We start from the raw sequence: 24,038 nt of genomic DNA on the forward strand, positions 1-24,038 counted from the left end.
CATAAATGAGCAAATTATATATAGTTCCAACACCCATTGGCAATTTAGAAGACATGACTTTTAGAGCCATTCGTGTTTTAAAAGAAGTCGATTTTATTTTAGCAGAAGACACAAGAACTAGTGGAAAACTCTTAAAACATTTCGAAATTGCTACGCAAATGCACAGTCATCATATGCATAATGAGCATAAATCGATTACAGGAATTATAAACCGATTAAAAAATGGCGAAACCTGTGCTTTAATTTCGGATGCTGGAACTCCTGCAATTTCAGATCCTGGTTTTTTATTAACAAGAGCTTGTGTAGAAAATAATATTGAAGTGGATTGTTTGCCTGGAGCTACTGCTTTTGTGCCAGCTTTGGTAAATTCTGGTTTGCCAAATGATAAGTTTGTTTTTGAAGGTTTTTTACCCGTTAAAAAAGGAAGACAAACGCGCTTCTTGCTTTTATCCGAAGAAAAAAGAACGATGATTTTTTACGAATCGCCACATAAATTGGTAAAAACTTTAGCCCATTTTATAGAATATTTTGGCGCTGATAGGCAAGTTTCTGTTTCTAGAGAACTCACAAAAATGTTTGAAGAAACCATAAGAGGAACAGCCTCTGAAGTTTTAGAACATTACACAAATAAACCTCCAAAAGGAGAAATTGTTGTGATTGTTGAAGGGAAGAAATAGGGAATAGTGTAAGTTCATTAAATTTACAATAAAACCTCACAGGTTTTAAAAACCTGTGAGGTATGGAAACTTAAATTATATTTATTTGATTTCTATTTTAATAAAATATCTACTCCTTTAAAACTACCCTTTCTTCAAGGTAATTATAATAACACCATTTGGAGCATTGTAACTTTCTATAGCTTTCTTACCTTTTAAGACTTCCATTTTATCTATTGTTTCAGGTTTTAAGTTGTCTAAAGTAGCTTTATCTACAACTTTTCCATCAACAATTATTTTTGGATCATTTTTAGTACCAATGTCTCTTTTGTAACTTAAATCTAAATCGGAAATGGGTGTTGAACCCAATCCTTTAGTTGTAATTAAAACAACTCCATCAGGAGCCTTATATTTTGTGATAGCATCTTTTCCTTTAACAATAAATACAGAAGCTATTTTACTTTGATCAATTAGTTCCATTGGGAAATCGAAAATCTTTCCATCAACATAAATAATAGGTTTTGCACCCTCTTTTAATTTTACAAAAAGTTCTTCTTTTACATCTTTTTTCTCTTCTTCTTTTTGAGCTTGAATTGATGAAATAGTAAAGATCATTATAATTGAAGCGACTAATAATTTTTTCATGTTTTTTGTTTTTAACGGTTGATAAACTTTCTTTATTTGATAATTTTTTAATTTTTTGTGTACACAATTATAAAATCGGTTTCGATAATAATATTGTGGATTGTTTGTTTTACTTCAGCATCTGAAAACATGCTTTTTGCTTCATTTAATAAAGCCTCTTTCTCATTATAACTTAACTCATTTTCATTTAAAAACCCAAAATACAAAGAGACTAAAAGCAATATAGAAGCTGCTGCAGAGAAAATTCCAATTTTGAATCTGTTTTTTTTCGCAGTTTTTTTTTCAAAAGAGTTCCATAATTTATCATTTAAATTATAAGGTGTTTCTATTTTATTTTCTTCAACAAAACCTGCTAAAATTTTTATTTCTGATTCATTTTCACCAACCTCATCAAAAAGACGCTTCTCTTCTTTTAAAGAAGTTTCTCCGTTTTTATATTTTTCAATACGATTTTTAATAGTTTCCTCTTTCATAACTATATGTTTTTTCTAATGCAATACTTATCGTTTTTCTGGCTCTTGATAATAAGACTCTCACATTGGTTATTTTGAGCTCCATAATGGCTGCTATTTCCATAAATTCATAACCATCTAAATCTCTCATTATAAAAATTTCTCGCTGTTGATTGGGTAACTTTTTTAAAATCTCCTTAATAATTTCATTTAATTCTTGGCTTTCTATATAAGAATGTTCGTTTGAATCGCTTAATAGATTTAAATAAATTTCGCCATCATTTACTAAAATTCTTTTTTTTCTTAAAATATCTAAACAGTAATTACGAGCTGTTAAAAAAACAAAACCTTTTATATTTGGATGATTTTCCAGCTGATTTCTTTTCTCCCAAAGTTTTATCATTATTTCTTGAATAGCATCTTCTGCCTTAGTTTTATCGCCAAGTAAACGAACAACTAAGGGAAACAAACGTTCTGATAATGAAAAAATAGTAACTTTAAAATCGTTTTTGTTCATTCTATTTATATAACGTAAAACCGTATGTGTTTATAACAAAGAAATTGGTTTTATTTTTTAAATTGATAAATTCAGCTGAAAAAAGCGTTTAAAAAAGCAAATTACTCATTAAATATTTTAATTTAGATTTAAAATTTAAAAATGACAATTCAACAATTCAAAACCCAACTAAAAACCACTCCAACTTCAATTCAATTTGCAGAAACGATGCAAGTTATTGAAGATAATTACAATTTTACACCAACTACTTTTACAAACGGAAATATCAAAAATAAAGCTGGCGAAAACTCTGGTTCTTGCAAATTGTTTGCATTTGCCATTGATCAACAGCTAACAAAAGAAGAAACTTTAGCGTGTTTTGGTGAACATTATAAAAGTGTTTTAGAAGATAAAAAAGGAACATCACACCAAAATATTAGAAATTTTATGGAATTTGGTTTTGATGGTTTGACGTTTGAAAGTGAAGCTTTAGATAAGAAATAACTTCATATTTTGTTATAAAATGAATAAAGAGTTCACTGAACAAACTTTTTACGTAATTTTTTTTTATTTCAAATAACAAAATATAGTATAAAACTAAACGTAAATAAGTCCACAATTAGTTGATTACAATTAATAAGAAAATATTTTCTAACGTATTTTTGATGGAAATCATCAACTATATGGAAACCAAACACTATAATGTATTTGTAATTGGAAGTGGAATTGCAGGACAAACTGCTGCAGAAATCTGTGCAAAAAACGGACTTTCTGTTGCTATTGCAGATAAACAAGCATTTGGTGGAACGTGTGCTATAAGAGGTTGTGACCCCAAAAAAGTACTCTTACAATTTGCAGATTTAATGCAAAAAACGGAACAACTAAAAGGTTTAGGAATTAAAAAAGTTCCAGAAATTAGTTGGAAACATATTCAAAAATTTCAAAAACAATTTACTAAAAAAGTACCTAAACATACAGAAGATGATCTTACTAGTTTGAATATTGATTTGTATCATCAATCTCCAAAATTTATTAGCGAAAATGAAATTGAAGTTGAAGGCAAAAGAGTTTCTGCAGATAAATTTGTAATTGCTTCTGGTTTAACTCCAAGAAAATTAAAATTTAAAGGTGCTGAACATTTAAAAATAAGTGATGCTATTTTCAAATTAAAAAAAGTTCCAAAATCGGCAACATTTATTGGTTCAGGATATGTTGGCATGGAGTTTTGTTACTTATTATCTACTTTAGGTTGTAAAGTAACAATGATTGATAGAGGTTCTCAAGCCTTATCGCAATTCGATTCTTTTTTAGTTGAAAAGCTGGTTGCATCTATGTCAGAAAAAGGTGTTGAATTTATTTTTAATGCCGAAATTACATCCGTAGAAAAATTAAGAAAAAACTATAGAATTTCATATATTAAAAATGATAAAAAGAAAACCTTAAAATCTAACATCGTTTTTAATACTTCTGGTAGAGTGCCTGCAACTGAATTATTAGATTTAGAAAATGCAAATATCAAAAATGATGAATCTGGAATTATTGTAAACGATTTTTTAGTGAATGAAACCAATAAAAATGTTTTTGCTTGTGGAGATGTTTCTAGCAAATCTTTACCATTAACGCCACTTTCTGGCTTGCAAGGTTATATAGTTGGGAATAATATTGTAAAAGAAAATTCAAAAGAATTCTCAAATCCATTAGTACCTTCTGTGGTTTTTACGCACCCTAATTTAGCAACTGTTGGCTATTCTGAAGAAGAAGCTAAAAAACGCTATAAAAATATTATTGTTTTTAAAGGTGATGTTTCTAATTGGTACAATGCAAAAAAAGCCAATGAAAAATTATATGCTTATAAAATTATTGCCAATAAAAGAACTAATGAAATTGTTGGTGCCCATTTATTAAGTTTACAAGCCAATGAAACCATTAATATTTTTACAATTGCCATCAACAATAAAATGACTACAGATGCTTTTAAAAAGATGATTTTCACTTATCCTTCTTATGCAAGCGATTTAAAAAGTATGTTTAAAGATTCTTAATATTGATGCAAAAATTAATATCTGAAATTAAAAAGTGTACATTTTGTGAACCTCATTTAGATTTGGGAGCAAAGCCTATTGTGTCTTTTACAGAAAATTCTAAAATTTTATTAATTAGTCAAGCTCCAGGAAGAATTGCCCACGAAAAAAATTTAGCTTGGAATGATGCTAGTGGAAAAGTTTTAAGAAAATGGTTAAATATTTCATTTGATGACTTTTATAATCCAGATAATTTTGCAATTTTACCTTTAGGATTTTGTTATCCTGGAAAAGGAAAAACAGGAGACAAACCACCAAGAAAAGAATGTGCTCCTTTATGGCAACATAAAGTAATGCAGAATTTTAAAAATGTAAAACTTAAAATATTAATTGGTGGTTATTCTCAAAACTATTATCTGCCAAAATTCAAGAAACAAAATCTGACAAATAAAGTGCAAAATTACCAACAATTTTTGCCCGAGTTTTTTGTATTACCTCATCCTTCTCCAAGAAATCGTTTTTGGATGCAGAAAAACCCTTGGTTTGAAAAAAATGTAATTCCAGAATTACAAGAAAGAGTTGCATCAATTATAAAAACAGAAAACTCTAATATTTAGAGCCATCATGTTTGCCAACCTCAAAGCCATGTTTTCCTAAAAACTGATTTCCAGAATCAATAGCATCTTCTTCTAAAATTGTTCCCATAGAATCATTCCATCTATTTAGGTAACCAAAAAGAGAAATTACACCTAACATTTCTACAATTTCGCCTTCATCCCAATATTTATATAGTTCTTCTTTAATCTCTGCATTTACAGCATTTGGAACCATAGAAGCTGCTAAAGAAAAATTTAAAGCTGCTCTTTCTGCATCAGAAAAAGCGGAGTGCGTTTTGTATTCCCAAATATTATCTAATTGCTCTTGCTCTGCTCCATAACGTTCTGCAGCTCTAATTGCGTGTGCTTGGCAATATCTACAACCTGTTGCATTACTAGAAACCCAAGCTATCATTCTTTTTAAGGCAGATGTAACTCTACCTTCATTTGCCATAACAGCTTTATTTAAATTGATAAATGCTTTAGAAATTGCGGGTCTTCTTTGCATTGTTAAAACCGAATTTGGGCAAAACCCCAAAGTTTCATTAAAGAATGTTGCTAATTCTTTAGTTTCTAAATCATGTTCTGCTGATAAGGGTGTTACTAATGCCATAGTATTATTTTCTTATTAAACTGAAATTTCCTATTTTTTCAATTGAAAATCCGTTTATATCTGTTAAAATTGCTCTAAACCAATAACTATTTGAAGGTGATTTTTTCCCTTGATAATCGCCATTCCAACCTTGGCTATTTTCATCAAATTTAAAAATTAAATTTCCAAACCTATTAAAAATAAAAATTTCTGATGTTGGATAAAATACTCTATCAAATCCTGAAATTTTCCAAAAATCATTAACTCCATCTTCATTTGGTGTAAAGAATTTTGGATATCCTAATATGGAAAACGCAAAAGATCCTGTTCCACAACCACCTTTATCTCTTACATATAAAGTGTGCATTCCTGTTGATAAATTTTGGAAAAAAACTTCATTTTTATAAATACCAAATTCATCATCAATAGCATATTCATAATCTCCATTTCCTAAATTTGGGTTAGCAACTTGTATGGAATTGTTATCAGAATCATCAGTAATAATTACATCATCTTTTGTAATGGTTGCTTTTTCAGATTTTCTAACTACAATTGTTTGTTCTAAAGATTCACAACCCGCTTCAGAAATTGCCAAAACTGAATAAAACCCTGAAGATGTAACCGTTATTGTTTCTAAATTTCCAGCAATAATAGTACCTTCATTTTTCCAAACATAGCTATAATTATCTTGTGCATTTATAGTTTCTAAAGTTACAAAACCAAGATCCTCACATAAAATAAAAACGTTTTGTAGTAAATCAAAATCAGGAACTGTATTGTCTACAACTGCAATAACTTCTGTTCTATCAATAGATTCACAATCAGAATTATTGGCTTCAACAAAATAACTCGTAGTTGCCACCAAATTTGGAGTTGTAAAATCATTACCTGTAAAAATTGGAGTTGTACTTGTTGCTGTTTCGAACCAATTTACAATACCTGCAGAAGCCTCTGCACTTAAAGTTGCATTTCCAGAGCAAATTAAATCGTTTGTTGTATTTATGATTGTAGGTTTTGGATTTACAATTACAGTTACTGGAGTTCTTCCTAAAGTTGTGCAACCATCTACTGAAACTGTTGCAAAATAGGTTGTATTTGTTGTTAGAGTTGGTGTCGTAAAATCATTTCCTGTGGCAACTTGTGTACCTCCTGTTTGAGCATCAAACCAAAGAACATCTCCATCAGATGATGTTGCAGAAATAGTTGTAAAACCAGACTCGCAGATGGTGCCATTTGTTGTAGATTCAATAGTTGGAATATAAATAGTTGTACTTGCTACAATACTTAAAGGCACATCTCCAGGAGCTCCATATTCTACAATATATCCTTTAGCTTCATATTCTTCAACAGTCCCTCCTTCGTTTGGTAAATCATTCCAAGATCCTATTCTACCATCTCTTGCAACCCTTGTGTCAGTAATATGAGCGTAATCTTCATTACCATCTTGATTTGGTTCTCCACTATTCCAAAATGCAAAATTAGGACTACTTCCATTCGCTAAACCATTCCAAAAAACGGTTCCAGCTTCTGGACCTGTAACCCATTTCCATACACCTTCAGTTTCCTCATCACTTCCACCAATCCAACCTGATCCAGCAGCTTGTTTACCAGCAAAATCTGCTTCAATTTGAGACGTTAAAGTTGCTAAATAACCTTGCCTTCCATAATAAGTTCTAATTTCTGCAGCTGTTTTGGCATCAGTCCATGTAATCCCTTCATCTGCAACATATTCATAAAAATGATCTGTAGAAGGTAAATAATTTGCATCATCAATAGTAAAAGAAAATCCTTTTTCTGGAACAATAGCTGTTGCAGTTGTTCTAAAAATAACTTCTTTTACTGCATTTTCTAAATCTGATAATAACATTTCTGAAGCTCCATTTGCAGCTGTAAAACTTAATTTACCTTCATTTACATCCCAATTAGTTATAATATTAGGATGATTTCCTGTGAGCTCTAATTGATCAAAATTAATTTGATAACCGTTTGAAATTTGGATAAAAAAGGACTCTATACCAGTATCATCTGAATCTGTAATTGTAAAATCGGTTACAACATTTATTGGATTTCCTATACAGAAAGCTTGTCTTCCTTGAGCAGTAATTACTGGTGCATCATCAATCGTTTCTGAAAATAAAAACGAACTTATCATTACCAAAACATAAAAAAGTATTTTACTCTTAAAATTTATAGAATTTATCATTTTTAACATCAACTCCTTTAGGTTTGCTTATTTTTGTATGAAAGCACAATTTAACACTTCAATTTTAAAAAAAATATAAATTATGGTTAAAAATATAGTTACCACAAAATGGATGCAAAAATCGCAATTTGAAACTGACAATCCAAGTGGATCCAAATTAACAATGTTTGATAAATCTCAAGATAATGGAGATGTTGTTGGTTTTGCGCCAAAAGCTTTAATGCTATCGTCTTTAGCTGGTTGTTCTGGATTAGATGTAGTTTCTTTATTAGAAAAAATGCGTGCAGAAGTTGCCGATTTTCATATTGAAGTTACTGCAGAGCTAACAGATGAACATCCAAAATTTTATAATAAAGTTAAAGTTGATTATCATTTTTCGGACGCTGAATTACAGCCAGAAAAAATTCAAAAAGCAGTAAACTTATCTGTAACCAAATATTGTGGAGTTATGGAAATGTTTCGTCAGTTTGCAGAAGTGGAAATTGAAATTCACTTGCATGATTTAGAAAAAGAATAGAATTCAATAAAAATATATTGAAATAAGTTCAAAAAAAAGATGCTGAAATAAATTTAGCACAAGCCTATGAGATGGACTTTAAAACCAGAACCCAGTAAAGAAAAAATAGCAAAATTAGCATTCGATTTACAAGTTGATGCCACTATTGCTAAAATTCTCCTACAAAGAAATATTGAATCTTTTGAGGAAGCAAAAAAGTATTTTAGACCTAGTTTAGCCGATATTCACGATCCTTTTTTAATGAAAGATATGGATCTTGCAGTTGCAAGAATTGAAACTGCCATTTTAAACAACGAAAATATTTTAGTTTTTGGTGATTATGATGTGGATGGAACTACTGCTGTTTCTTTGGTTTCTTCTTATTTAAAAACCATTCACCCAAATATTGCAACCTATATTCCTGATAGATATGCAGAAGGTTATGGCGTTTCTTATATGGGAATCGATTTTGCACACGATAATGATTTCTCTTTAATTATTGCATTAGATTGTGGTATAAAAGCAATCGATAAAGTAACGTATGCCAAAGAAAAAAATATCGATTTTATTATTTGCGATCATCATAAACCTGGCAAAGAAATTCCAAAAGCAGTTGCTGTTTTAAATGCCAAAAGAGACGATTGTAATTATCCTTTTGATGAACTTTGTGGTTGTGGGGTTGGTTTTAAATTGATTCAGGCTTTAGGAGTTTCTAGAAAACAAACCATCAAAGATTTTGTGCCTTATTTAGATTTGGTAGCTACTGCAATTGCTGCAGATATTGTACCTATGAATGGCGAAAATAGAGTTTTAGCGTATTTTGGTTTGCAAGTTATCAACCAAAAACCTAGAAACGGAATTCAAGCAATTATTCATCAAATTAAAAAGAAAGAACTCACCATTACTGATGTCGTTTTTATAATTGCACCAAGAATTAATGCTGCTGGAAGAATGAAACATGGTAATTATGCTGTGGAATTGCTAACAGAAATGGATTTAGATGCTGCCATAGAATTTGCTGCAGCTATCGAAATTTTTAATGCTGACAGGAAAGATTTAGATAAAAAAATTACAGAGGAAGCTTTAATTCAAATTATTGATAATGAAGAGGAAAATCGATTTTCATCCGTAGTTTTTCAAGAAGATTGGCATAAAGGAGTTATTGGAATTGTAGCTTCTAGATTGATAGAAAAATATTACAGACCAACCTTAGTCTTCACAAAAAGTGGCGATAAATTAGCAGCTTCTGCACGTTCCGTAAAAGGTTTTGATGTGTATAATGCACTTTTAGAATGTGAGGAATTTATAGAACAATTTGGTGGCCACAAATATGCAGCTGGTTTAACTTTAGCTCCAGAAAATTACGAGAATTTTAAAAATAAGTTCGAAGAAGTTGTAGAAAGAACCATTGACAAAAAATTGTTAACTCCAGAAATTGCCATTGATGCAGAAATTGAATTGTCGGAAATTACACCTAAATTTTTTAGAATTATTCAACAAATGGCACCTTTTGGTCCCATGAATATGAAACCAACTTTTACATCTACTTGTGTTAGAGATAATGGTTATGGAAAAAAAGTTGGTAAGGAACAAACGCATTTAAAACTAAATGTTTTTCAAGGTGATAATAAAAAAACCTACAATGCTATTGGTTTTAATTTGGGTGATAAAATGGAATTTGTGCAAGATGATTTTGATATTGCCTATTCTTTGGACGAAAATGAATGGAATGGTTTTAAATCGATACAATTGTTATTAAAAGATTTGAAATAAAATAATTTTGAAAATATACGGAATTAGCGGACTTGGTGCAGATAAAAGGGTATTTCAATTTTTAAATTTGGAGCATGAATTTATTCCAATTGATTGGATTGATCCTTTAAAAAAAGAATCTATATCTGAGTATGCTAAACGATTTTCATCGATAATTGATACTTCAGAAAAGTTTTGTGTTTTAGGAGTTAGTTTTGGTGGTTTAATAGCTGTCGAAATTAGCAAATTTCTAAAACCCGAATTAACAATATTAATTTCATCAGCAGAAACAAGAAAAGAAATTCCTTTAATTTATAGATTTTTAGGAAAAACTAAGATTGTAAAAATAATCCCAGCAAAACTATTAAATCCTCCAAGATGGATTGCCAAAATTTTATTTGGCACAAAAAAAGTAACGTTATTAAACGAAATTTTAAATGATACTGATTTAAAATTTACAAAATGGGCTGTTCAAGAATTATTCGCTTGGAAAAACGACCAAAGAGTTGAAAACGTATTAAAAATAACAGGAACAAAAGACAAATTAATTCCACAAAAACCTAACGAAAACATAGCTTTTATAAAAGGTGGTGGTCATTTAATGATTATTGATAATGCAAAAGAAGTAAGTAAAATTATCAATAAAGAAATTAACTTATTAAACTAATCTCCAAGTTAATACTAAAAACTTACACATGCTGATCAATCAAAATCATATTTCCATCTGGATCTAATACCATTAGACTTCCAGGTCCAGAATTCGTTTCATCAACTTCTGAAGTTAAGGGTATATTTTCGCTTTTTAAGTGTTGTTGAATTTTTCTAACATCATCAAAATCCTTCAAATTATTGCAGCTTTCATCCCAACCAGGATTAAAAGTTAAAATATTATTTTCAAACATTCCTTGAAAAATACCAATTAAAGCATTTCCATTTTTAAGAATCAAATAATTTTTTTCTATTTCTCCTGCAAAAACTTTGAACCCCAAATTTTCATAAAATACTTTTGACTTTTGAATATCTTTTACTGCTAAACTAATAGAAAATGCTCCTAATTTCATCATTACTCTTTTTTGGTTGATTCTTTAAAGTTAGTGAATTATTTTTTATTTGATTAATTAAGAGAAATCTATACATCAAAATAACAACAACAAACACCGAGCGTATTTTATCTAAATTAGATTAAAAGTAATCGAAATTTAAAATATGGCTTTATCCACCAATTGTACTCATACTTTCAGATGCACTTCCACTTTTCCTATTTGCTTCTGCAATAAATCCGTTTTCTGGTTTTTCTTTTATCAAACTTAAAAAGAGTTCTTTTAAATCGTCATTAGAAGCTCCTTTTCTTATAAAATCGCGAAGATTAAAAACACCATCATCAAACAAACAATTTTTAAAAGTTCCTGTACTTGTAATTCTAATTCTGTTGCAATCATTACAAATAGTTCTTGTAAATGCAGGAATAATACCAACAGTTCCTAAATGATTATCAATTGCATAATTTCTTGATGTTGATGATTTTTCTGATTGGACTTCCTTAACATCAAATTCTGTTTTAATTTCGTTTAAAATTTTTCTAAACGTCCAATTTTCTTTCATTTCACGTTGTCCTTTTCCATTAAAAGGCATTTCTTCTATAAAACGTACAGCAACATTTTTATCTTTCGTTAATCTTACAAAATCGACGATTTCATCTGTATTAAAACCAGATTGCACAACTACATTTAGTTTTAAATTTAAACTACTTTTTTCTAGTAATTCAAAAGTTTTATAAACTTCTGGGTATACATCTCTTCTTGTAATTTTTGCAAACTTTTCTCTGTTTAAACTATCAATACTCAAATTGATATTTTTCACTTTTTTGAGTTGCTCAATTTTAGCAATATGATGCGAAATTAAGGCACCATTTGTGGTAATATTAATAGCATCTAACAAATCGTTATAAGACAACATTTCTAAAAAACCAACAAAATCTTTACGAACAAAAGGTTCTCCTCCTGTTAAACGTACTTTGTTTACGCCCAATTCTGTAAGTACACGAATTAAACGATACATTTCTTTAAAGGTCAATAATTCTTGTCTGGGAACAATATCAATTCCATGAGCAGGCATACAATATTGGCAGCGCAAATTACAACGATCTGTAACTGCCAAGCGTACATATTCTATTTGTCTACCAAAACTGTCTGTTAGTTTGCTCATTTCATTTGTAAAATTAATATTGTTTTTCAGATTGATATCTGATGAAAACCACTTTAATTAGGCAACTTTTTACTAATCAATCCATAAAAGAAAGCTCCTAAAAGTGCCCCAACTAATAAAATTAAAGCAGGAATTAATTCAAAGCCAAGAATTACAAAAACAGGTGCTGCACATGCTCCAGAAATCCCCCAACCTAAACCAAAAAGTGTTCCTCCAAAAATAGTATTAATAAAACCTTTCTTCTTTGGTTTTGGAACAATTTTATTTCCATTAATATCTTTTATTTTGCCATACTTAAACAACTGCATAAATATAGCAGAAATTACAACTGCGCCTCCAATAATACCAAACATGTGGAAAGATTTAAATTTGAACATTTCGTAAAAACGATACCAAGAAATTGCTTGAACTTTACTCAAAACAATTGCGAAGAAAATTCCGAGAATTAAAAATTTGATGTTTTTCATTTGAATATATTTTTGCGTCTTTTAGGTTTCGACTGTGCTCAACCTGACATTTTTTTGTTAAAATAAAACAGGAATTATAACCCAAGTTGCAATAATTCCGCCAATAAAAAAGCCAATAACCGCTAGTAAAGATGGTAATTGTAAGCTACTTAAACCTGTAATTGCATGTCCAGAAGTACAACCTCCTGCATAACGTGTTCCAAAACCAATTAAGATTCCAGAAACGATTAAAATTAAAAATCCTTTAAGTGATGAATATGCACTTTCTCCAAAAATTTCATCAGGAAAATATTGATTGCCAACATTGCTAAACCCCAAATTTTTCAGTTCCTCTACTGTTGTTGGGTTTAAGTCTATAGATTGATTTGGAATTAAATAGTAAGCTGCAATAAAACCACCAATAATTAAACCTACTACAAACATTAGTGCATATGCTTGATCTTTCCAATCTTTGTTAAAATAATCGGAAAATTTATCTGCACCTAAAATGGTACACATGGTTTCAAAATTTGTAGATGCTCCAAAATTTTGTCCAAAATAAAAATATAATAAGAGTGATATTGCTATTAGAGGGCCTCCAACAAACCAAGGCCAAGGTTGTAATATAAAATCCATATTTTGTATAATTTATTAGTTTTTAATTTAATTTTGATAAAAAATAAAAGTTCTTAAAACTGATCTTCGCTTAAATTTTATCTTTTAAATAGTTCATAATTAATTTTGTTGCTCCAAGATTGTCTTCAATATATTTTTTGTTGATGTTTCCTGTTAAACTTCTATAATTTGCATCATTTTTTAAAGTGATAAAATTTTCATTTAATTCTGCTTGATTTTTGATAGAAATACAACCCCCAATTTTAACTAAATCTACAGCTTCTTGAAACTTACTAAATTTATGACCAATAATTACAGGAATTCCAAATGTTGCTGGTTCTAAAATATTATGCAAACCTGTTTTTAAACCTCCACCAACATAAGCAACATCTGCAGCAGCGTAAATTTTGGTTAAAATACCAATGGTATCAATTATAAAAACTTGATATTCTTTTAAATTTTCATCAATTTTACCAGAAAACAATACTGTTTTTTTATGAATTGATTTTTGCAATTCTAAGATAGCATCACTTTTAATATTATGAGGTGCAATTATAAATTTTTCATTTTCTGAAGCATTATTATTGATGTAATTTACCAACAGCTCTTCATCTTCTTGCCAAGTACTGCCTGCAACAATTGTGTATTGATTGTTTTTAAATTCACTAATAAATCCAAGAGAATTATCTTGATTTAATATTTTAGAAACTCGGTCAAAACGTGTGTCTCCTGCTACTGTTGTATTTGTAAAGTTAACTGATTTTAGCAACTCTTTAGAAATAGTATTCTGAACAAAAAAGTGATGAAAAGCTCCTAAAGACTTTCTCATAAAACCTCCATACCATTTAAAGAAAAGCTGTTTTTCTCTTAGAATTCCTGATATTAAAATTGTTGGAATTTCCTTCTTTTTTAATTCGTTTAAAAAATTTGGCCAAAATTCATACTTAATAAAAATGGCCATTTTTGGATCTACAATTTCTATAAATTTTTGAGCATTGGCTTTTGAATCTAAAGGTAAATAACAAACAACGTCTGCTAGTTCATAGTTTTTTCTGATTTCATATCCTGAAGGTGAAAAAAAAGTAACTAAGATTTTGTAACTTTTATAGTTTTTTTTTATTTCTTCTATTATAGGAATTGCTTGCTCAAATTCACCTAAAGAAGCTGCGTGAAACCAAATTGTTTTAGCATTCTTTAATGAAGATATTTTATGAAAAGTTTTTTTTCTACCATCAACAAAAAGTTTTATTTTTTTACTGAAGATTGTTGCAATTTTTAAAAAAAATGTTGCTACAAAAACGAATATAGTATACAAAAAATTCATAACCGTAAAAGTACGAAAATGAGCGAGTAGTAGTCACAAAAAAAAGTTACTCTTTTATAAGTAACTTTATTTATTATAACAATGTTAAAATTTAGTGTCCCCCAACATTCAAGTTTAAAGTATTGCTATAAGTATTATAAAAGTAATTAAAAATAACATTTTATCTTAAAAAAATGTTCCAAAACCTATTTATTATGTTCTGAATACTAATATTTTAAAGCAAATTAATCGTATTTACTAAATCTTTGTTGTATTTTTTACCTACTGGTAATAATACATCTTTAATTTTTACGGTACTAGATGTAATTTGTTCTAGGTGTTTTACGTTGATAATAAAACTTCTATGAATCCTCACAAAATTTTTATTTAACTTACTAAGAATATCGTTTAAACTGCCTCTAATAACTAGTTTTTGCTTGTTAGTTTTAAAAATTTCTGTATAAACGTGTGCGCTTTTTAAATATAAAATATCATCAAAAATAATTTTAGTGTAATTGCCTTTATCTTTAATGAAAAGAGCATTTTTATGTTCAACTTCCTCTTGATTATCCTTCGTTTTTTCTTTTGAAAAATTATGCAAAGCAATTTCTATAGATGTAAATAATTCTTCTTTAGAAAAAGGTTTTATTAAATATCCATTTGGTAAAACTTCTTTTGCCAAATTTAAAGTAGCTAAATCTGAATTTGCGGTTAAAAATACAAAAGGGAAATTATATAAACTTCTAATTTGCTGTGCAATATGAATTCCTGTTTTTTTTCCAGACAAATTAATATCTAAAATCGCAAAATCAGGTTGCTCTTTTTTTATGGTAAGCATTGCTTCTGTATAATTTATAGCAGGCTCTAAAGTTTCATAACCCAAATTTTTTAGTGTTTTACAAATGTTATCTGCAATAAGAATTTCATCTTCAACTACTAATATTTTTGTTTTTTTCATTTTAGTTTTTCACTATGTAAAATTAATATTTATCAAAAAAAAATACGTTTAATAAATGTTTTTAATAACTATTTTATGTTCTAAGGACTATTCTATTTGGTTTCGTATACTTGAGTCTTTAAAGGTAAGTTCAAATCTTGTACCAGGGTTTCTTATAAGTACAAAACTACCATGAAGTTGTTTAATTAATCTTTTTACTAATTTTAAACCTATACTTTTAGATGTTTCAATATTAAAATCTTTTGGTATACCAACACCATTATCTTCAATTATTAATTTATAGGATGCATCTTTTTGCTTTTCAATTTCTATTGAAATTTTATTTATTTCATTTTTACTATTTTTAAAAGCATATTTACAGGTATTGGTAATTATTTCATTTATAATTAAACCTAAGGGTATTGCAGTCTCAACATCAAAGAAAATATTTTCTACTTTAATTACTTTAACTACTTCTTTTTCCGATTGATGAACAAATGAAATTTCATTTAGTAATGATATTATATAATCTTTAAAATCGATAAAATCTCCTTGATTTTTATAGAGTTTTTGATGAATTAAAGCCATCGATTTTACTCTGTTTTTTCCATCATTAAATAATTTAATTGCTTTTTCATCTTCTATTTCTTCCGATTGAAACTCTAACAAGCTCGTTATTACTTGAAAATTATTTTTAACCCTGTGATGTACTTCTTTAATTAATAATTCTTTTTCATTTAAAGCATTATTAATAATTATATTTTTTTCAGAAAGTTCTTTAGATTGTTTCTTTATTTTTAGAATAACAAATAAAGAAATAACAAGAAAAATAATTGCCAAAAATGCAATAATTGCATAAAGCTTATTCTTCTCTTTTTCGTATTCCACTTCTTTTTCTTTAGCTTTTACAGCTTGTTCTATATTAAAGTTTGCTAAAGAATTAGATAACTCTTCCGAATAAATTTTCTTAGTAAGTTCTACCTCTTTAGTCTTATACTCCATCGCTTTTTCAAAAAACCCCTCTTTCTCTAAAATTTTTGAGCTTGCTTTGTATAATTTATTTAAATCATTCGTGTTTAAATTTTTTGACAATTTTTGAAATTCATCAACTAAAGAAGGCATATCCTCAACTTTAAATTTTTTGAAAATTTCATTTCTTATAGATAAATCATCTTCTGATCTATTAATTAATTTTATATAAAGTGTGTAGGTATATAATGTTGTATCAGCATCAGCATTTAAAATATCTATAAGATTAAATATTCTCTCATAATTACCTCCTTTAAAGATATAAGCATCAATTAAATGCTCTACAACTGCATGATAGTAAGCACTCTTTTTTGGTAATTCCTTTTCGATTTCTAAGCTTTCTTCACTAACCTTTATATATTCTTCTAGATTTCTTTCCAGTAATAAAAAGTCTGATAGATGATATAAAAAAGCTATTTCTAAATATTTATCATTTAGTTTTCTTGCATTTTCTAGGCTTTTTAAAGAGAGTTCTTTTCCTTTTTTTACATCCTTTTTAATTAAATACATTACAATTGGATGTGTTGTAATTTTTGTTTTGGCGATTAATACATCTTTATCAGAAGCATTAAATTTATTAATATAATTCTCATTTTTTTTTTGCTCTACAGAAGCTTTATCTAAGCTAACCTCATCTCTTAATTTAGTTATCTGAGACCATTTAATTTCTACATAATCTAAATTTATTTTTTTTGAATCTTCAGGCTCTTCTAGATAACTGTTGATAAAATTAGAAACTTTATCATAGTTTATAGAACTTTTATTCCCTAAATTAGAAACAAATTTATAGAAATCGACATAAGAAACTTGCTCTCTATTAATTAGTTTATTGTACAAATTAGTATCTGTATCTTTCTCTATTTTATTTAAATAAAAAGTAACAGAGTCTAATTTATTTTCTAAAATAAAAATTTCAATTTTAGATTTAATATTTTCTTTTGATATTGAATCTTTCTGTGAAAATGTACAAAGAGAAAAAAATAATAAACAGAGTTTTACTGTTAACTTCATTTTTTGGTTGATTTAGAGTCTAAAATTAAAAATTTTATATTATTGTAAAGTAAAAACAAAAAATCGCTTAAACAAATAAATGTTTAAGCGAGTTTTAAAATAATTTTAAAAAACTTAATTTCTAAACTTCAAAAGGAGTTATAGAAACATAAGATCTATTATTTCTTTTCTTACGGAATTCAACAACTCCATCAACTTTTGCATGTAAAGTATGATCTTTACCCATGTAAACGTTTTCTCCTGGATTGTGTGTAGTTCCTCTTTGACGAACAATTATATTTCCTGCAATTGCAGCTTGTCCTCCAAATATTTTTACACCAAGTCTTTTCGATTCTGATTCTCTACCATTCTTCGAACTACCTACACCTTTTTTATGTGCCATTTTCTTGAGTTTTTATAAGTTAAAGTTAAATTATAGTTGGTTATTTTTCAATACCACCATCTAATCTATCTTGTAATTCTTTTAATTCATCCCACTTACCATCAGCAGCTAAAGCAGCTTGTTTTGGCCAAGTATCTGTAACAATATGAGATAATCTTGAGCTTGCCTCTGTTAAGATTTCGCTTAATTTAGCAGCATCTGTTTTAGCTACTTTTGCAAAAGTATCTAAACCTGCATTTACCAAAGCTTCAGCAGCTTTAGGTCCTGCACCTTCAATTTTCTTTAAATCATCTGCTTTAGATGATTTTTTTGGAGCCGCTTTTTTTGCTTTAGCTTTTGGAGCTTCTTTTTTGGCAGCTTTTAAAGAACCAGAACCAGCAATAGATTCAATTTGAATCTCACTTAAATACTGTCTGTGTCCATTTTTCTTTTGGTAACCTTTTCTTCTTTTCTTTTTAAAGACGATTACTTTATCACCTTTTAAATGACTTAAAATTTGAGCGGTTACTGATGCTCCTTCTATAGCTGGGGCGCCTAAAGTTACACTTCCTGCGTCATCAAGTAAAAGAACGTTATCAAAAGTTACTTTTGATCCTTCTTCTCCTTGTAAACGATGAACGTAAACTTTTTGGTCTTTTGCTACTTTAAACTGCTGCCCTGCTATCTCTACGATTGCGTACATACTAATTAGTTTTGCGTATTTATTGATATTAATGCATTTAACTTACTGAAAATGCGGATGCAAATATACATATTTTTTATAATTTAGCAATAATACTATTTATTAAATATTTTATTTCTAAATTTCAAAATAATCACTCTATTTCTCTCTTTTTTAGATGTGCTTTATTATTTTTGATGCTGACGACATTTTTGAAGTTATTTTGTAACAATCAAACACACTTTGCGTCAAATTACTAATGTAAATTATTAACTAAAAAAAAATCAATGAAGAAAAGTATTTTATCTCTTGCTTCTGCAATGTTATTTGTATTTGCTACAAATGCACAAAAAGTAGAGTTTGAAGAGTATGATTTAAGTAATGGAATGCACGTTATTTTACACAAAGACACTTCTGCTCCAGTTGTTGTAACTTCTGTAATGTATCATGTAGGCGCAAAAGACGAACAACCAGGAAGAACAGGTATGGCTCACTTTTTTGAACACTTGTTATTTGAAGGAACAGAAAACATCGATAAAGGTGAATGGTTTAAAATTGTATCTTCTAATGGAGGTAGAAATAATGCCAATACTACAGATGATAGAACGTATTATTATGAAATTTTCCCATCAAACAAATTAGAATTAGGACTTTGGATGGAATCTGAACGTTTATTACACCCAATTATTAAACAAGGTGGTGTTGATACGCAAAACGAAGTTGTAAAGGAAGAGAAAAGGTTACGTGTAGACAATCAACCTTATTCTCGTTTTTTAGAATATGTGAAAGAAAACATCTTTAAAAAACATCCTTATAAAGGAACTACTATTGGTAAAATGGCAGATTTAGATGCTGCTACTTTAGAAGAGTTTTTGGCTTTTAACAAAAAATTCTACGTACCAAATAATGCTACTTTGGTAGTTGCTGGAGATATTGATGTGCCTGCTGCAAAGAAAATGATTCAAGATTATTTTGGACCAATTCCTAGAGGAGAAGAAGTTGAAAAAGATTTTCCTCAAGAAGACCCAATAACTGAAGCAATGACTGCTAAAGGTTATGATCCAAATATTCAAATTCCAGCAATTATGGCTGCTTATAGAACGCCATCTATGAAAACTAGAGACTCTAGAGTTTTAGATATGATTTCTTCTTATTTAAGTACAGGAAGAAGTTCTGTTTTATACAAGAAGTTAGTTGACGAGAAAAAAATGGCATTACAAGCTGGTGCTATTAATGCAAGTCAAGAAGATTATGGAACGTATATTTTATATGGTTTACCTCAAGGTGAAACTAAATTAGAAGATATTATTGCAGAAATTGATGAAGAAATTGTAAAAATGCAAACAGATTTAATTTCAGAAAAAGATTTTCAGAAGTTAAAAAATCAATTTGAAAACAATTTTGTAAACTCAAACTCAAGTGTAGAAGGTATTGCAAGTTCTTTAGCTACTTTTAATGTTTTGTATGGAGATACAAACTTAATTAATACAGAAATTGATATTTTTAGATCAATTACTAGAGAAGAAATTAGAGACGTTGCTAAAAAATATTTAAATCCTAATCAGAGATTAACTTTAGAATATTTACCAGAAGCAAAATAATAGCTAAAAAGATCGTGTATCGATTTTTATAAACAAGATATAAATTATGAAAACAAAAATTTTATCATTAGTAGCACTGTTTTTAACTACGTTCGCTATTAATGCACAAATAGATAGAAGTAAAATGCCAGAACCAGGACCAGATCCTGTTGTAAAGTTAGGTAAACCAGTTAAGTTTACTTTAGATAATGGTTTGAAAGTAATTATGGTAGAAAACCATAAATTACCAAGAATTTCTGCAAACTTAACAATCGACAATAAGCCTTATTTTGAAGGTGAAATTGCTGGAGTTTCTGGAATGATGGGAAGTTTATTAGGTAGAGGAACTACAAACATCACCAAAGACGAATTCAACGAAAAAGTAGATTTCTATGGTGCAAATGTTAGCTTTTTTAGTTCAGGTGCTTTTGCATCTTCTTTAACAAAATATTTTCCAGAAATTTTAGGATTGATGGCAGATGGAGTTAAGAACTCTCAATTTACTCAAGAAGAATTCGAAAAAGAAGTTAATATTACTTTAGATGGTTTAAAATCTAACGAAAAAAATGTTACTTCTACTGCAAGAAGAGTAGAAAATGTTTTGACTTATGGTAGAAATCATCCTTTTGGAGAATTCACATCAAAAGAAAGTGTAGGTAGAATTACATTAAAAGATGTTGTAAATAATTATAATACTTACTACAAACCAAACAATGCTTACTTAGTTATTGAAGGAGACATCAATCCTAAAGAAGCAAAAAAATTAGTTACTTCTTTATTTGCAGATTGGCAAAAAGGTGTAATACCTGCTTACACAATTCCACCAACAAAAAATGTAGCTACAACAGAAATCGATTTTATTAATATGGATAATGCAGTACAATCTGAAATTGCAATTATTAATAATGTAGATTTAACTTTAGGCGATAAAGATTATTATGCAGCTTTAATGGCTAGTAATATTCTTGGTGGTGGAGGAACTGCTCGTTTATTTATGAACCTAAGAGAAGATAAAGGCTATACGTATGGTTCTTATTCTAGCTTAAGACAGGATAGATATGCAGGTTCTTTTAGAGCAACTGCAAGTGTTAGAAACATGGTTACTGATAGTTCTGTGGTTGAGTTACAGAAAGAAATCAATAAAATGAGATACAAAAAAGTATCCGCAGAAGAATTAGCAAATTCTAAAGAAGAATATATTGGTGGTTTTGTGATGGATGTTCAAAAACCAAGAACTATTGCCAATTATGCTTTAAATATTGAGCGTTATAATTTACCAGAAGATTTTTATGAAAATTACATTAAAAATATAAATGCTGTTACTTTAGATGATGTTCAGAATGCAGCTATTAAATATTTTAAAGGTAACAAAGCTAGAATTGTAATTACAGGAAAAGGAATTGATGTTCTTAAAAATCTTGAAAAAACAGATTATGTAATTAACTATTTCGATAAAGAAGGAAACCCAACAGAAAAGCCAGCAATGACGTTGCCAATTCCAGAAGGAATGACTGCTGCAAATGTTGTAGACAACTATGTTGATGCCATTGGTGGTAAAGATAAAGTGATGGCTGTAAAATCTGTAATGATGGTTTCTAATGCAACTATTCAAGGAACTCCTTTAGTAATGACAATGAAATCTGCTACACCAAATAAAACTTCAATGGTTATTTCTGTGATGGGAAATGCAATGCAAAAAATAATTTTTGATGGTGAAAAAGGATATCAAGAAGCTAGAGGTCAAAAAATGGATATGAAGCCAGAAGAAATTGAAGAAGCGAAGAAGACAATGGCTCCTTTTGCAGATATGGCTTACAAAAATGGTACATTAGATAGAATTGAACCAATTGATGGTGAAAACTTCTACGTTATTGTAACTGATAAAAAAGAAATTTTTTACAATGTTAAAACTGGTTTAAAAGCTAAGGAAGTTGAAACTGCAAAAATGCCTGATGGAACTGAAGTTCAAGTTCCAACAACATTTAGCGATTATAAAGCTGTAAATGGAATTATGTTTCCTCATTCTGTGGTTATGAAATCAGGACCAATGGATTTAAATTTCGAAGTAAAAGAAATTAAAATAAATGAAGGTGTTACTGACGCTGATTTTAAATAATTTTTAAAAAAATAGCAATTGATAAAAGAGTCAAAACTTAGGTTTTGACTCTTTTTTTTTGATTTTATAGAGATGATTTTTACATTCTAATTTTGACAAAATTTTGGCTTTTCTCAATCAAGTTTGCCTTTTCGACCTTTCGTCTTCGCTCAAGATAAACTTTAGGAGAAATCACCTAAAATTGCTAAACTAAAACTTCTCTTCTTTTTGATACTTCTCCAAAAAAGTCGAAGTTATAGAAGTGACAAGATTGTAATGTTTTATAGATTTTTAGATAATTGAATCTTTTTTCTTTTTTCTATAATCTTGATTCTTGAGTCTTGGTTCTTGGTTCTTTTAAAATCTTGGTTCGTGTTTCCCTTAAATCTAAAAAGAATCGTGATAAAAACCTACTTCTTCTTATTCACTAAATAAACACCTAACAAAATAATTGAGCCAGCAAATAATTGAATAATACTTAATTCTTCGCCATCTAAATATCCCCAGAAAACTGCCACAATTGGAATTAAATAAGTTACAGAAGAGGCAAAAACTGGCGAAGCTAAATGCACCATTTTGTTGTAAAATATTTTTGCGATTCCTGTACCAAAGATTGCTAAAATTGTAATATAACCCAAAGCTGTTAATCTTGTTTCTGTTGGTTGGAAAGTGCTAAAAAAATCAGTAGATAAAAGCACTACAAACGCAGGGATTATCAACACTAAAAAATTACCAGTTACAATACTTAAAGCACTAATATCATGCAAATATTTCTTTACAATATTTACATTTAAAGCATATCCAAAAGAAGCAAGAACTACTAAAATGGCAAACCAATAATTCTGATCTGGATTTAAGTTTGCACCATTTAAAATCAGTAAAACAGTTCCAATTAAACCAATAAATATTCCTATAAGTTGTTGTTTTTTGAAAGTATATCCAAAAATTAAAGCGCCAAAAATTAAGGTATTAAAAGGTGTTAATGAATTTAAAATAGAAGCTATAGAACTATCAATTCCGTTAACTGCATATGCAAATAGAAAAACAGGAAAAAAAGTACTCAAAAAAGAGGTTAAAATTATAAATTTATAATGTCTTTTCTGAATTTGTTTTAAACTCTTAAAACCTATCAACATTAAAAAAATAGCAGCAATTACCATTCTTAAAGCACCCACTTGAATAGGTGTTAAACCTATTAATGCTTTTTTCATCAATATAAAAGAACTTCCCCAAACCAAAGAAAGCATTCCTAAATACAACCATTTTTTTTGTTGAAGATTCATAAGCTAGGTTAAATTTTATGCAAAAGTCTACTAATTATTTAAATACGAGTTATTTTATTGATAAATTTGTAAAATAATTCTATAAAATATTCTAATGAAATTTCAAAAAATAATATACTCAATCGCAATTGCATGTTTTGTTTTAACTGGCTGTAAAGAAGAAGTAAAAGAAGTAAAAAAAGAAAATGTTTCTTTGGCCATTTCTGGAATGACTTGCGAAATTGGTTGTGCAAAAACGATTCAATCTAAACTATCTAAAAAAGAAGGTGTTATAGATGCTAAAGTTGTTTTTACTGATAGCATTGCCAACATAGAATTTGATGCAAATAAAACATCAAAAAAAGAATTAATTGCTTTTGTTAGCGGAATTGCTGGTGGAGAGCTTTACAAAGCTTCAGAAAGTTCAAAAAAAGCACATGTTTGTTCTGACGAGTGCAAAGAAAAATGCGATATGAAAGCAGAAAAAATGGAATGTAAAGAAGATTGTACTATGGCTTGTTGTAAAAATAATAAAGCTTAAAAAAATTTCAACATTTTCAAAAAATAAAAAGCAGGCTCAAAAGCCTGCTTTTATGTTTTTAG

The 24,038-nt window shown here is 28.8% G+C and carries 25 protein-coding genes; 10 read left to right on the top strand and 15 right to left on the bottom strand.

The features are described from left to right. The first annotated feature begins 5 nt into the window (after nt 1-5). Nucleotides 6-677: a 16S rRNA (cytidine(1402)-2'-O)-methyltransferase gene (gene rsmI, locus LPB03_RS08200; protein ID WP_065317849.1), complete on the top strand. Its 672-nt coding sequence runs from the start codon at nt 6-8 to the stop codon at nt 675-677. Nucleotides 678-800: 123 nt separating this feature from the next. Here rsmI and LPB03_RS08205 read toward each other — a convergent pair whose 3' ends face one another. Genes LPB03_RS08205 through LPB03_RS08215 form a run of 3 tightly spaced genes read right to left on the bottom strand, consistent with a single transcriptional unit; the run spans nt 801 to nt 2,270 of the window. Then, nucleotides 801-1,301, bottom strand: coding sequence for a hypothetical protein (locus LPB03_RS08205; RefSeq protein ID WP_065317850.1), 501 nt, complete (start codon nt 1,299-1,301; stop codon nt 801-803). 47 nt (nt 1,302-1,348) lie between these two features. Beyond that, entirely contained in the window at nt 1,349-1,774 is a 426-nt protein-coding gene (locus LPB03_RS08210; RefSeq protein WP_065317851.1) for a hypothetical protein, read from the bottom strand. Next, complete coding sequence (locus LPB03_RS08215) at nt 1,755-2,270, bottom strand: GFO_1088 family ECF-type sigma factor (protein WP_065317852.1); 516 nt, start codon at nt 2,268-2,270, stop codon at nt 1,755-1,757. Before LPB03_RS08215 ends, LPB03_RS08210 begins: the two co-directional genes overlap by 20 nt. A gap of 141 nt (nt 2,271-2,411) precedes the next feature. Here LPB03_RS08215 and LPB03_RS08220 point away from each other — a divergent pair, with 141 nt between their 5' ends. The 3 genes from LPB03_RS08220 (at nt 2,412) to LPB03_RS08230 (ending at nt 4,887) form a co-directional block, all read left to right on the top strand. Further along, the gene (locus tag LPB03_RS08220) at nt 2,412-2,753 is read left to right on the top strand and encodes a HopJ type III effector protein (RefSeq protein WP_065317853.1); all 342 of its coding nucleotides are present in this window, start codon (nt 2,412-2,414) and stop codon (nt 2,751-2,753) included. Between the two features lie 161 nt (nt 2,754-2,914). Beyond that, nucleotides 2,915-4,291 carry a dihydrolipoyl dehydrogenase family protein gene (locus tag LPB03_RS08225; RefSeq protein ID WP_317038995.1) on the top strand — a complete coding sequence of 459 codons (1,377 nt, stop codon included), beginning with the start codon at nt 2,915-2,917 and terminating at the stop codon, nt 4,289-4,291. A gap of 5 nt (nt 4,292-4,296) precedes the next feature. Next, nucleotides 4,297-4,887, top strand: coding sequence for a uracil-DNA glycosylase family protein (locus LPB03_RS08230; RefSeq protein WP_065317855.1), 591 nt, complete (start codon nt 4,297-4,299; stop codon nt 4,885-4,887). Here the strand turns inward: LPB03_RS08230 and LPB03_RS08235 are convergent. Both LPB03_RS08235 and LPB03_RS08240 read right to left on the bottom strand, forming a co-directional pair. Then, nucleotides 4,877-5,479 carry a carboxymuconolactone decarboxylase family protein gene (locus LPB03_RS08235; protein WP_065317856.1) on the bottom strand — a complete coding sequence of 201 codons (603 nt, stop codon included), beginning with the start codon at nt 5,477-5,479 and terminating at the stop codon, nt 4,877-4,879. The genes LPB03_RS08230 and LPB03_RS08235 overlap by 11 nt on opposite strands. A gap of 4 nt (nt 5,480-5,483) precedes the next feature. Then, nucleotides 5,484-7,661: an Ig-like domain-containing protein gene (locus LPB03_RS08240; protein WP_065317933.1), complete on the bottom strand. Its 2,178-nt coding sequence runs from the start codon at nt 7,659-7,661 to the stop codon at nt 5,484-5,486. An 82-nt stretch (nt 7,662-7,743) separates the two neighbouring features. On the opposite strand from LPB03_RS08240, the gene LPB03_RS08245 reads away from it, so the two are divergent. The 3 genes from LPB03_RS08245 (at nt 7,744) to LPB03_RS08255 (ending at nt 10,576) form a co-directional block, all read left to right on the top strand. Further along, complete coding sequence (locus tag LPB03_RS08245) at nt 7,744-8,178, top strand: OsmC family protein (RefSeq protein WP_065317857.1); 435 nt, start codon at nt 7,744-7,746, stop codon at nt 8,176-8,178. A gap of 66 nt (nt 8,179-8,244) precedes the next feature. Next, nucleotides 8,245-9,930, top strand: coding sequence for a single-stranded-DNA-specific exonuclease RecJ (recJ, locus tag LPB03_RS08250; RefSeq protein ID WP_065317858.1), 1,686 nt, complete (start codon nt 8,245-8,247; stop codon nt 9,928-9,930). Nucleotides 9,931-9,937: 7 nt separating this feature from the next. Next, complete coding sequence (locus tag LPB03_RS08255) at nt 9,938-10,576, top strand: alpha/beta hydrolase (protein WP_083186937.1); 639 nt, start codon at nt 9,938-9,940, stop codon at nt 10,574-10,576. 22 nt (nt 10,577-10,598) lie between these two features. Here the strand turns inward: LPB03_RS08255 and LPB03_RS08260 are convergent, their stop codons facing one another. The 9 genes from LPB03_RS08260 to rplU all read right to left on the bottom strand — a co-directional run bounded on the left by LPB03_RS08260 (nt 10,599) and on the right by rplU (nt 18,519). Beyond that, complete coding sequence (locus LPB03_RS08260) at nt 10,599-10,970, bottom strand: VOC family protein (RefSeq protein WP_065317860.1); 372 nt, start codon at nt 10,968-10,970, stop codon at nt 10,599-10,601. A 151-nt stretch (nt 10,971-11,121) separates the two neighbouring features. Then, nucleotides 11,122-12,114, bottom strand: a complete 993-nt coding sequence (gene moaA / locus LPB03_RS08265; RefSeq protein WP_083186940.1) for a GTP 3',8-cyclase MoaA — start codon at nt 12,112-12,114, stop codon at nt 11,122-11,124. A 53-nt stretch (nt 12,115-12,167) separates the two neighbouring features. Continuing rightward, on the bottom strand, nt 12,168-12,581 hold the full coding sequence (locus LPB03_RS08270) for a YeeE/YedE thiosulfate transporter family protein (protein ID WP_065317862.1): 414 nt from the start codon (nt 12,579-12,581) through the stop codon (nt 12,168-12,170). Between the two features lie 57 nt (nt 12,582-12,638). Beyond that, complete coding sequence (locus LPB03_RS08275; RefSeq protein WP_065317863.1) at nt 12,639-13,196, bottom strand: YeeE/YedE family protein; 558 nt, start codon at nt 13,194-13,196, stop codon at nt 12,639-12,641. A gap of 70 nt (nt 13,197-13,266) precedes the next feature. Next, entirely contained in the window at nt 13,267-14,499 is a 1,233-nt protein-coding gene (locus tag LPB03_RS08280; protein ID WP_065317864.1) for a 3-deoxy-D-manno-octulosonic acid transferase, read from the bottom strand. A 214-nt stretch (nt 14,500-14,713) separates the two neighbouring features. Further along, a complete protein-coding gene (locus LPB03_RS08285) occupies nt 14,714-15,436 on the bottom strand; it encodes a LytR/AlgR family response regulator transcription factor (RefSeq protein WP_065317865.1) in 723 nt (240 codons plus the stop codon). Between the two features lie 87 nt (nt 15,437-15,523). After that, a complete protein-coding gene (locus tag LPB03_RS08290) occupies nt 15,524-17,455 on the bottom strand; it encodes a sensor histidine kinase (RefSeq protein ID WP_065317866.1) in 1,932 nt (643 codons plus the stop codon). A gap of 121 nt (nt 17,456-17,576) precedes the next feature. Continuing rightward, entirely contained in the window at nt 17,577-17,837 is a 261-nt protein-coding gene (rpmA, locus tag LPB03_RS08295) for a 50S ribosomal protein L27 (protein WP_046489542.1), read from the bottom strand. A gap of 40 nt (nt 17,838-17,877) precedes the next feature. Beyond that, complete coding sequence (gene rplU, locus LPB03_RS08300) at nt 17,878-18,519, bottom strand: 50S ribosomal protein L21 (RefSeq protein WP_065317867.1); 642 nt, start codon at nt 18,517-18,519, stop codon at nt 17,878-17,880. 266 nt (nt 18,520-18,785) lie between these two features. Between rplU and LPB03_RS08305 the strand changes: the two genes are divergently transcribed. Further along, nucleotides 18,786-20,099 (top strand): M16 family metallopeptidase, encoded by a 1,314-nt coding sequence (locus LPB03_RS08305; RefSeq protein WP_065317868.1) that lies wholly within the window; start codon nt 18,786-18,788, stop codon nt 20,097-20,099. Between the two features lie 46 nt (nt 20,100-20,145). Then, nucleotides 20,146-22,194 (top strand): M16 family metallopeptidase, encoded by a 2,049-nt coding sequence (locus tag LPB03_RS08310; protein WP_065317869.1) that lies wholly within the window; start codon nt 20,146-20,148, stop codon nt 22,192-22,194. Nucleotides 22,195-22,583: 389 nt separating this feature from the next. Here LPB03_RS08310 and LPB03_RS08315 read toward each other — a convergent pair whose 3' ends face one another. Continuing rightward, nucleotides 22,584-23,456 (bottom strand): DMT family transporter, encoded by an 873-nt coding sequence (locus tag LPB03_RS08315; RefSeq protein ID WP_065317870.1) that lies wholly within the window; start codon nt 23,454-23,456, stop codon nt 22,584-22,586. Between the two features lie 94 nt (nt 23,457-23,550). Here LPB03_RS08315 and LPB03_RS08320 point away from each other — a divergent pair, with 94 nt between their 5' ends. Further along, nucleotides 23,551-23,976 (top strand): cation transporter, encoded by a 426-nt coding sequence (locus LPB03_RS08320; RefSeq protein ID WP_065317871.1) that lies wholly within the window; start codon nt 23,551-23,553, stop codon nt 23,974-23,976. The last annotated feature ends 62 nt before the right edge of the window (nt 23,977-24,038 follow it).

This window comes from Polaribacter vadi (assembly GCF_001761365.1).
GTDB classification, from domain to species: domain Bacteria; phylum Bacteroidota; class Bacteroidia; order Flavobacteriales; family Flavobacteriaceae; genus Polaribacter; species Polaribacter vadi.

Bases quoted from the DNA above. Each gene is read 5' to 3' on its own strand.
- rsmI (WP_065317849.1), top strand. From the start codon at position 6: ATGAGCAAATTATATATAGTTCCAACACCCATTGGCAATTTAGAAGAC.
- LPB03_RS08205 (WP_065317850.1), bottom strand. From the start codon at position 1,301: ATGAAAAAATTATTAGTCGCTTCAATTATAATGATCTTTACTATTTCA.
- LPB03_RS08210 (WP_065317851.1), bottom strand. From the start codon at position 1,774: ATGAAAGAGGAAACTATTAAAAATCGTATTGAAAAATATAAAAACGGA.
- LPB03_RS08215 (WP_065317852.1), bottom strand. From the start codon at position 2,270: ATGAACAAAAACGATTTTAAAGTTACTATTTTTTCATTATCAGAACGT.
- LPB03_RS08220 (WP_065317853.1), top strand. From the start codon at position 2,412: ATGACAATTCAACAATTCAAAACCCAACTAAAAACCACTCCAACTTCA.
- LPB03_RS08225 (WP_317038995.1), top strand. From the start codon at position 2,915: ATGGAAATCATCAACTATATGGAAACCAAACACTATAATGTATTTGTA.
- LPB03_RS08230 (WP_065317855.1), top strand. From the start codon at position 4,297: ATGCAAAAATTAATATCTGAAATTAAAAAGTGTACATTTTGTGAACCT.
- LPB03_RS08235 (WP_065317856.1), bottom strand. From the start codon at position 5,479: ATGGCATTAGTAACACCCTTATCAGCAGAACATGATTTAGAAACTAAA.
- LPB03_RS08240 (WP_065317933.1), bottom strand. From the start codon at position 7,661: ATGATAAATTCTATAAATTTTAAGAGTAAAATACTTTTTTATGTTTTG.
- LPB03_RS08245 (WP_065317857.1), top strand. From the start codon at position 7,744: ATGGTTAAAAATATAGTTACCACAAAATGGATGCAAAAATCGCAATTT.
- recJ (WP_065317858.1), top strand. From the start codon at position 8,245: ATGAGATGGACTTTAAAACCAGAACCCAGTAAAGAAAAAATAGCAAAA.
- LPB03_RS08260 (WP_065317860.1), bottom strand. From the start codon at position 10,970: ATGAAATTAGGAGCATTTTCTATTAGTTTAGCAGTAAAAGATATTCAA.
- moaA (WP_083186940.1), bottom strand. From the start codon at position 12,114: ATGAGCAAACTAACAGACAGTTTTGGTAGACAAATAGAATATGTACGC.
- LPB03_RS08270 (WP_065317862.1), bottom strand. From the start codon at position 12,581: ATGAAAAACATCAAATTTTTAATTCTCGGAATTTTCTTCGCAATTGTT.
- LPB03_RS08275 (WP_065317863.1), bottom strand. From the start codon at position 13,196: ATGGATTTTATATTACAACCTTGGCCTTGGTTTGTTGGAGGCCCTCTA.
- LPB03_RS08280 (WP_065317864.1), bottom strand. From the start codon at position 14,499: ATGAATTTTTTGTATACTATATTCGTTTTTGTAGCAACATTTTTTTTA.
- LPB03_RS08285 (WP_065317865.1), bottom strand. From the start codon at position 15,436: ATGAAAAAAACAAAAATATTAGTAGTTGAAGATGAAATTCTTATTGCA.
- LPB03_RS08290 (WP_065317866.1), bottom strand. From the start codon at position 17,455: ATGAAGTTAACAGTAAAACTCTGTTTATTATTTTTTTCTCTTTGTACA.
- rpmA (WP_046489542.1), bottom strand. From the start codon at position 17,837: ATGGCACATAAAAAAGGTGTAGGTAGTTCGAAGAATGGTAGAGAATCA.
- rplU (WP_065317867.1), bottom strand. From the start codon at position 18,519: ATGTACGCAATCGTAGAGATAGCAGGGCAGCAGTTTAAAGTAGCAAAA.
- LPB03_RS08305 (WP_065317868.1), top strand. From the start codon at position 18,786: ATGAAGAAAAGTATTTTATCTCTTGCTTCTGCAATGTTATTTGTATTT.
- LPB03_RS08310 (WP_065317869.1), top strand. From the start codon at position 20,146: ATGAAAACAAAAATTTTATCATTAGTAGCACTGTTTTTAACTACGTTC.
- LPB03_RS08315 (WP_065317870.1), bottom strand. From the start codon at position 23,456: ATGAATCTTCAACAAAAAAAATGGTTGTATTTAGGAATGCTTTCTTTG.
- LPB03_RS08320 (WP_065317871.1), top strand. From the start codon at position 23,551: ATGAAATTTCAAAAAATAATATACTCAATCGCAATTGCATGTTTTGTT.